8 protein-coding genes and 1 tRNA gene are annotated in these 7516 nt (G+C 53.5%); 1 reads left to right on the forward strand and 8 read right to left on the reverse strand.

Translation table 11 applies throughout. From position 1 onward, the window contains the following. The 5 genes from H7U36_RS11090 to H7U36_RS11110 form a co-directional block, all read right to left on the reverse strand. A complete protein-coding gene (locus tag H7U36_RS11090; RefSeq protein WP_033127144.1) occupies positions 1 to 1536 on the reverse strand; it encodes an ABC transporter permease/substrate-binding protein in 1536 nt (511 codons plus the stop codon). Next, a complete protein-coding gene (locus tag H7U36_RS11095; RefSeq protein WP_033127145.1) occupies positions 1530 to 2207 on the reverse strand; it encodes a 4Fe-4S binding protein in 678 nt (225 codons plus the stop codon). Before H7U36_RS11095 ends, H7U36_RS11090 begins: the two co-directional genes overlap by 7 nt. 47 nt (positions 2208 to 2254) lie before the next feature. Beyond that, a complete protein-coding gene (locus H7U36_RS11100) occupies positions 2255 to 3109 on the reverse strand; it encodes a nitroreductase family protein (protein WP_205156155.1) in 855 nt (284 codons plus the stop codon). 226 nt (positions 3110 to 3335) lie between these two features. After that, positions 3336 to 3887, reverse strand: a complete 552-nt coding sequence (locus H7U36_RS11105) for a flavodoxin family protein (protein ID WP_138303030.1) — start codon at positions 3885 to 3887, stop codon at positions 3336 to 3338. Positions 3888 to 3916: 29 nt separating this feature from the next. Then, on the reverse strand, positions 3917 to 4462 hold the full coding sequence (locus tag H7U36_RS11110; protein ID WP_205156156.1) for a flavodoxin family protein: 546 nt from the start codon (positions 4460 to 4462) through the stop codon (positions 3917 to 3919). Positions 4463 to 4615: 153 nt separating this feature from the next. Between H7U36_RS11110 and H7U36_RS11115 the strand changes: the two genes are divergently transcribed. Continuing rightward, positions 4616 to 4948: a winged helix-turn-helix transcriptional regulator gene (locus H7U36_RS11115; RefSeq protein WP_033127149.1), complete on the forward strand. Its 333-nt coding sequence runs from the start codon at positions 4616 to 4618 to the stop codon at positions 4946 to 4948. Between the two features lie 151 nt (positions 4949 to 5099). Here H7U36_RS11115 and H7U36_RS11120 read toward each other — a convergent pair. The 3 genes from H7U36_RS11120 to H7U36_RS11130 all read right to left on the reverse strand — a co-directional run bounded on the left by H7U36_RS11120 (position 5100) and on the right by H7U36_RS11130 (position 7140). Further along, a tRNA-Asn gene (locus H7U36_RS11120) sits at positions 5100 to 5172 on the reverse strand. A gap of 146 nt (positions 5173 to 5318) precedes the next feature. After that, positions 5319 to 6377 carry a M56 family metallopeptidase gene (locus H7U36_RS11125; RefSeq protein ID WP_191428896.1) on the reverse strand — a complete coding sequence of 353 codons (1059 nt, stop codon included), beginning with the start codon at positions 6375 to 6377 and terminating at the stop codon, positions 5319 to 5321. 388 nt (positions 6378 to 6765) lie between these two features. After that, entirely contained in the window at positions 6766 to 7140 is a 375-nt protein-coding gene (locus H7U36_RS11130; RefSeq protein WP_033127151.1) for a BlaI/MecI/CopY family transcriptional regulator, read from the reverse strand. Positions 7141 to 7516: the final 376 nt, after the last annotated feature.

Consider the following 7516-nt stretch of genomic DNA (forward strand, 5'->3'; position numbering starts at 1 on the left):
TTACAGAAGCCCGCGGCTCTCGAGGAATTCCTCCGCCACGTCCCTTGGCTCCCTGCCCTCTGTCTCCACTGCGTAGTTCATGGCAGCCATGTCGCTGTCCGTAATAATCCCGGTCACCTTTTCAAATACCTGCTCCAGCTCCGGGTGCTCCTCCAGTACCTGGCTGCGGACCACATTGCCGCACATGTAGGAGGGATAGAACTGCTTATCGTCCTCCAGCACAGTCACGTCCGAAGCGGAGAGCTGGCCGTCCGTGGTGAAGATCACCATAACATCGATCTGCCCCTGGTCTATGGCCTGGTATTTCAGCCCGATATCCATGTCCATGGTCTCCCTGAAATGGAACCCGTAGGTGTCACAGAGGGCGTCGTAACCGTCCTCCCGCTCAAAGAAATCGTACTCCGCCCCGAACACAAGCTGATCAGACACCGCGGCAAGATCCGAGTATGTCTTCAGGTCATACTGCTCCGCGATCTCCCGGCGGACCACCAGGCCGTAGGTGTTGTTGAACCCGTACATGCCGGTCCACTCCATAGAGAGCTCCTCATTGTAATACTTCTGCAGACTGTCAAAGAGATCCTCTGTGTACAGTCCATCCTCTTTCATGACCATGTTCCAGGCGGTGCCGGTGTACTCCGGGTACATGTCAAACTCTCCGCTCTCCATGGCCGGCTCTATATTGGAAGTGCCGCCGCCCACACCCTGGGTCAGCTCTACATTCAGGTCCGTGTCCTTCTCTATGAGAATATCCAGCATCTCTCCCAGCACATACTGCTCGGTCATGGGCTTTGTCGCAATGCGGATCGTATCCTGGGTCTGCCTTCCAGACAGCGTGGCGATAAGCAGGCAGGCACAGAGAACCAGAGCGGCCGCGCCCAGCGCCCGGTTGGTCTTCCTGGCCCTGGCGCTGCGCTTCCGCAGCCTCTTCTCTACAAATCCCAGAAGGGAATCCACCAGAAGCGCCAACAGGGCGATGAGCAGACTCCCCGCCATGGTCATGGCGCTGTTGTTAGTGGTAATGCCCCGGTAAATGGCAACGCCCAGGCCGCCGGCTCCAATAAAGGAGGCGATACCTGCAAGGGCAATGGTCATGGTCACCATGCTGCGGATGCCGGACATGATCACCGGCATGGCAAGGGGCAGCCGAACCTTCAGGAGAATCTGCATCCGGGTGCTGCCCATGCCTTTAGCCGCCTCCAGGATTGCCGGATCCACGTTCGCTATACCCGTGTGGGTGTTCCGCACCATGGGAAGGAGGGCATACACCGTGAGGGCGATGACAGCCGTGGCGTCTCCCACTCCGGAAAAGGGGATAAGAAATCCCAGCATGGAGATGGAGGGAATCGTGTAGAGAAAATTGATGACCGCCAGGGCGGGCTTTGCCGACCTGTCAAACTCGCTGATCAGAATTCCCATAAGGCCGCCCAGCAGGACAGCGATCAGAATGGCTGTCAGGGAAATCCCCAGATGCTCTCCCAGGAGCCCCAGGAAGAAATCCCTTCTTTCTATTAACAGTGTGATCATCTCTCTTAGCATGCTCTCTCTCCTCTCCTTACAATGGCGCTCACAGGGCAGTTTTCCTGGCAGAGCCCGCAGTGCAGGCAGTTTTCCTGGCGGATCACATAGGGAGCCCCGCTGTCCCCAGAAGCTTCCCGCCGCTCTTTACAGCGGTCCTCATGGCAGTCTGTACGCCGGTCTATACATTTCTGGGGGCAGCTTCGGCTGCATTTACCGCATCCGATGCAGGCCTCCGTGATGAGAAATCCTTTCTCCCTCGGGGCCTCCTCCCCCAGGACAAAGGACCATCTCTGAATGGGAGATTTTCCCAGATCAAAGAACTCCATCTGTCCCCCGTCCAGACAGAAGGGCTCCAGTATATATCTGCTGTCCCCCGGGTAGACGTCATTCATCACCGGGTTCTCCTCAAAAATGCGGTCGATCCACTTTTTCTGTTCCGGCACCTTCCACGCCTTTCCCTCCAGACGCACCATCTGGAAGTCCCGGTTCATGCCGGTCACCGCCACATAGCCTCCTTCTGTCAGCTCCCGGTAGAAGTCCTTTCCCCGGGCCGTACAGAAATACAGCCGTCCCTCTTCCACCAGCATGACGTCGATGATGCGGGCCCTTGGCCTGCCGTTTTCATCTGTGGTGGCAAATGTCACATCCTTTACCTCTCTCAAAATCTGCAGAAAATCCTGTGCGTTCATACTATCCTCCTCCAAAATGTATTCTAAAATGTATTCTGAAATGCGCTCTAAAATGCCGGCCGGTGTATCCGTCCCGGATCCACGGTCTTCTGTACGCCTCTCTTATAGGAAATCTCAGGATAGCCAAACCCTATGAACATCCCTGTATAGTGATCCTCGGGTATCTCCAGCATGGCCATGATCCGGGGCATCCTCTTAAGGGCTGCCAGAGGAAAGGTCAGCATCACGGCCCCCAGCCCCCTGGAGGCGCAGAGCAGCTCAAAATAGGTTCCTGCCACCAGCACGTCCTGCACTGGCTCCCCCTTTCCCAAAGGGGCGTGGGGAATGAGAAGGTGCGGCGCTCCACAAAAAAGCATATCCGGCCGAACGGTCTGTCGCCACCGCTTCATGTCCTCGTAGGACGCCCGGTCAAAGCCCTCCGGGTAAATGCCCTGCCCGGCCAGAGTCTCCATCTCACGGAAAGCCATGCTCCGCAGCCGCTTCATCCGCTCCTTGTCGTCGATCAGCGTGAACTCCACCTGCTGCTTGTTGCCCCCGTTGGGGGCATTTGCCAGCCGGCCGATCATGTCCCGGATGACGCCGGGATCCACATTCCGATCGTGGTAGCGCCTGCCGGAGTGCCTGTTGGCGATCAACGCGTCCAGCACCGGCGCCGCATCGGTAGCCTTCACCGGGGAGAGACTGTCCTCTGGCCGGTGCTCGAAAATGGAGAGGGCCCCCGCCGGGCAGACTGCCAGGCAGTGCTCACATTTCCAGCAGCCCTTCCAGCCGAATTCCTCAAACTCCGCCATTTGCACCTTTCCCTCCCCGTCCAGGGAGAGAATGCCTCCCGGGCAGACCCGGGTGCACAGCCCGCAGCCCATACATGTATTTCTATCCACCTGAAATCCTGTTTTATTCATGCTATGTTCATCTCCGCTTCTTTTCCGGCATTTCTGTCCTCCCTTTTCTGTGTTTATTTTATGAGCGGAGGTGCCCAGGCACAAGTACGCACTTTTTTGTGCCGTAGTTACCTGGCGGTAACCTCCGCCGCCAGGCCGTCTTTTTTTGAGCAACAGAAAAAGACCCCATGCCGCCTGTATAAGCGACATAGAGTCTTTAAAATCCTGTGAAATCATGCATGCGAAATTACCGGATAGACTTCCCCAGCTCGTAGGCCTCCTGAAGCTCCGGCTTCCCGTCGATATCTCCCACATCGCCGTTTCCGCCGGCCAGGACATGGCCCAGGTTCTCCCATCTCAGGTGCTCCATCAGATGGTCGTAGTAGAGAAGGACATCCTCAAATCCATTGCCCTCCGCGGCCATCAGAAGGGCGGAGGATCTGTCATGCCCTCTGAGGAGATTGCCGTCCCCCTCCTCCAGGGCAAACAGACGGTCAATGGCAGTCCGGATCTGGCCGCTCATGTTCCAGTAGTAAAGGGGCGTGGCAAAGATCACCACGTCGCACTCCCGCACCGCCGGGTAGATCTGCTCCATGTCGTCCTTCTGGACACAGGGAAATTCCCTGCTGCTGTGGCCTCCAAAGCAGCCCTTGCATCCGTGGATATTCATGCTGTCCAGGAAGAATTCTGTCACTGTGTTGCCCGCGCTCTTCGCCCCCTCTGTAAAGGACTTTACAAGAGCTGATGTATTCCCCTTTTTCCGGGGACTTCCGTTTAAGATCACAATCTTCTTAGCCATATCTGTTCTCCTTTCCCTGATCGCCCCATTTAAAACTTATCTGCCAGAGCTGCCGCCTGGGCACAGCCGTCGGTCTTTGTAATATCTCCCACATTCAGCACGCCGGGGACAAGCACCTCGCCCACCATCTTCCATTTATTTAAGGCTGCGGTACGCTCCATGGGGATCCGCACGCCGTCCAGAACGGTCAGATCCTCCTCCTCGCAGCAGGCGATGAGAGCGCACTCCTTTCCCGCGATATCCTTGCCGCCCACCACCAGGGAATAGATGCGGTCTATCACCGCCTTGATCTGTGACGGGATGGAGTACCAGTAAACCGGCATGGTAAATACCAGTCCGTCCGCCTCCAGGATAGCCGGGGCAATGGTGTTGAAGTCGTCGTCAAAAGTACAGGCCTTCCCTGTGCTGTAGCATGTCTCGCAGGCATGGCAGCCGCCCAGCTTCATGGCAGCCGCGTCAAACCTTGTCACTGCGTATCCCTTTGCCTCGGCGGCTTTGATAAAGGCGTCTGTCATGGCAAAGCTGTTTCCGTTTTTCCTGGGACTTCCTGTGATCACAACGATTTTTATACTCATAATCTATCTCTCCTCTTTTACTTATTTTGGCGGGATTGACATTCCCCGCTGCTGATATTACAATCATAGCAAGAATATGCCACAAAACAAGTACGCACATAAAAGTGCGATACTTACATCAAAGTATCATACTTACCTAAAGGAGAGTGTAAAATGGGCAAGAGATGCATTTCTAACGAAAACCTGAGCACTACCGGGTTCAGCTACACGCTGTCCCTCATCAACGGGAAATACAAGATGACCATCCTCTACACACTGATGGAGTTCGGGGTAGTGAGATTTAATGAGATGAAAAAATATATCGGGGGAATTTCCTACAAGACTCTGAGCTCCACCTTAAAGGAACTGGAGGCGGACCAGCTGGTCCACAGGGAGGAGTATCCCCAGATCCCGCCCAAGGTGGAGTATAGCCTGACGGAGAGAGGGAAATCCCTGATCCCCATCCTGGACGGGATGTGCGAGTGGGGAGACAAAAACCGGCTTTAGAGGGCCGTTTTTTCTCTGGCAGTGCATGCTTCTGTCTGATTTCCGCTTCCGCACTGCCTTCCCCTTTGACTCCATTCTATAACTGTAGGAAACACTATCAACTCCCCGCAAAAATGAAGCCCGTAAACATCACATTTACGGGCTTTTTAAGCTCCCCCTGTTGGACTCGAACCAACGACAACTCGGTTAACAGCCGAGTGCTCTACCGACTGAGCTAAGGAGGAATATTATAAGATTGTGTCGTCCTTATTATCTCGACAACAAATATATTCTACATCAAACTCACAGGCATTTCAAGTAGTTTTAACTATTTCTTTCTTGTTTTCTAATGCATGTTCTAATGCACATCATATCTCAGGTTCAGGATATCTCAGACGAAAGACTGGATTTTTTCCCAGTCAACAGAGTCCCTTATGTTGCAGAGCACAGTCCCTCTCTTTTCCGGATAACTGATTTCCAGATAACCGTCATATACCCGGAAGCTCACAGCCTCTGTAGTAACGCCTGACAGCTCATATCCGGCCGGTTCGGGGAGGATTTCATACGTATGTATCAGTCTTTCCACCTGCAGGCCGGAAAGATATTCGGTCAGCCCTTCCAAGTCCCTGACCTCCCGATCCTCCGTTTCATCTGTCATAAGCCATGCCTCAGAGAGGCTGTCCTCGCGGAGCCCTAAAACCTCCGCCGCAGGCGCTCTGTCTGTTGCAATGCTCATCTTCCCCATGGCAAGAACGCTCAGCGACATAACCGAAAACAGCAGGCCGACTCCGAGCTTCTTTTTCCCTGTCGTTACAATGGCGCGCATGCGATAGCGCAGGGTCCGGGCCGAAGAAGAAAGGCATGTCGTAAAGCCGCGGCCTTCCCCGGCTGTCGCAAGAAGCAGCTCCGCGTATTTTTTCCGCCTGTCCCCATCGTACTTCTCCAGGACTATCTCGTCACAGGAAAGCTCCAGGTCATCCTGCGCTCTCCTGACAGCCGTCCACACAAGAGGGTGCAGCCAGCCCAGTGCTTTGCAGAATTCCAGGAAAAATCTAGTATGCGTGTCTTCCCGCTGCACATGGTGCAGCTCATGGCAGAAGATCATCTCAGCCTCCTCCGCCGTGTAGGGACGCTCCGGCAGATAGGTAGCTCCCTTCTTCTTTCTCAGACCTATTGTAAGGGGCGTACCTATCAGGCTACTGTATCTCAGGTCAATGGATATATGTACATCGAGTTCACTTTTCATCTTCTCCCAGCTCTCAAGGATTGCCGGCTCCTCCACCGGACTTGAATTCCTTCTCAGGCTCATGGAAAACCACATGTGAGAAGCCATTTTCCACGCAAAAAGCACTAGGAAGCCCACTCCCCAGACAGCTATAAGCGCTCTCAGGGCCGTCCCCGGCACATACAGCACCGCCGTGGGAGGGCCCGGCCGCAGCAGATAAATCATATGGGGCTGATAAAACAGAAATACAGGCACCAGCCAAAGAACTGCGCATGTCCTGGCCGTGTAGCGGCGCCTGAGAGCAGGCAGGAGAAACAGAAGCCCTGAAAAATAGAGACTCACAAAAACAAAGACATCCACAAACAGACAAAGGCAATACTCCAGACCATCAGAAATACCATAAGCGCATATGTAAATCAACGGAAACAAGGCTAACATGATTGGAAGCACGATGGGGTCCATCCATACAACAGCCTTTTCTCTGTCTTCCATCCAGCCGACCGTTTTCCCATGCTCTGCACTCCAGGACTTCCGAAATCCGGCAGCCAGGATAGCCCCCAGGAAAACCGCCCAAAAAAACCGATATATGTACAAAATAGCCATATCAGACATGTTACAGCTCTCCTTTCTCAAGAAGACGTCTCAGTTCCTCCAACTCCTCCTTCGTAACCCCGCTGTCACACAGCGCTGTGGCAAAAGAAGCCACTGAGCCGTGAAACAGTTTGTCAAGAAAAGACCTGCTCTCTGCCGCCAAATATTCCTTTTCCTGTACCAGCGGCTCATACAGGTTTGTACGCCCTTCCTTTTTTAAAGATAAAAAACCTTTTTCGCACAGGCGCGTCAGGAGAGTGAGAATAGTCGTTGGCGCCAGCGGATGAACGTCCTGCAGTGCTTCCTCAATGTACATCCTGGATACAGGCGCAGGACTCGCCCATATGATCTGCATAATCTCCAGTTCGCTCTCCGGAAGGCGTTTGATTTCTCTCATTCTCATTGTGTGCTCCTTTTTGACTTCTCAACTTCCATTTTTGTTCTACATCTGTAGAAATATTATATTCTACAAACGTAGAAAAGTCAATAAAAAAAACAGAATGAGCCTTTAACGACTTCATTCTGCTCCATTTTCATGTACCTTCAAAACCACATACAAGAAATCTTATCTATCTTCCATCTTTCTTCCCGAACCGTGCGCTGCACTCACTTGAGGAAGTTCGAGCCACTTTGTGTCTCGAACAAGCTTCACACTAAGCTCAGCCTGCGCTCCGCTTGTCTTCTCTAAGTGTTCAGCTTTGGTTATGCCCTCGACCGATTAGTAACAGTCAGCTCCATGTGTTACCACACTTCCACCTCTGCCCTATCTACCT

This window comes from Faecalicatena fissicatena (assembly GCF_016900595.1).
GTDB lineage: Bacteria > Bacillota > Clostridia > Lachnospirales > Lachnospiraceae > Claveliimonas > Claveliimonas intestinigallinarum.

Coding starts and splice junctions, on each gene's coding strand:
- H7U36_RS11095 (WP_033127145.1), bottom strand. CDS start 2,207: ATGAACGCACAGGATTTTCTGCAGATTTTGAGAGAGGTAAAGGATGTG.
- H7U36_RS11125 (WP_191428896.1), bottom strand. CDS start 6,377: ATGATTTATCTGCTGCGGCCGGGCCCTCCCACGGCGGTGCTGTATGTG.
- H7U36_RS11130 (WP_033127151.1), bottom strand. CDS start 7,140: ATGAGAGAAATCAAACGCCTTCCGGAGAGCGAACTGGAGATTATGCAG.
- H7U36_RS11105 (WP_138303030.1), bottom strand. CDS start 3,887: ATGGCTAAGAAGATTGTGATCTTAAACGGAAGTCCCCGGAAAAAGGGG.
- H7U36_RS11110 (WP_205156156.1), bottom strand. CDS start 4,462: ATGAGTATAAAAATCGTTGTGATCACAGGAAGTCCCAGGAAAAACGGA.
- H7U36_RS11100 (WP_205156155.1), bottom strand. CDS start 3,109: ATGAATAAAACAGGATTTCAGGTGGATAGAAATACATGTATGGGCTGC.
- H7U36_RS11115 (WP_033127149.1), top strand. CDS start 4,616: ATGGGCAAGAGATGCATTTCTAACGAAAACCTGAGCACTACCGGGTTC.
- H7U36_RS11090 (WP_033127144.1), bottom strand. CDS start 1,536: ATGCTAAGAGAGATGATCACACTGTTAATAGAAAGAAGGGATTTCTTC.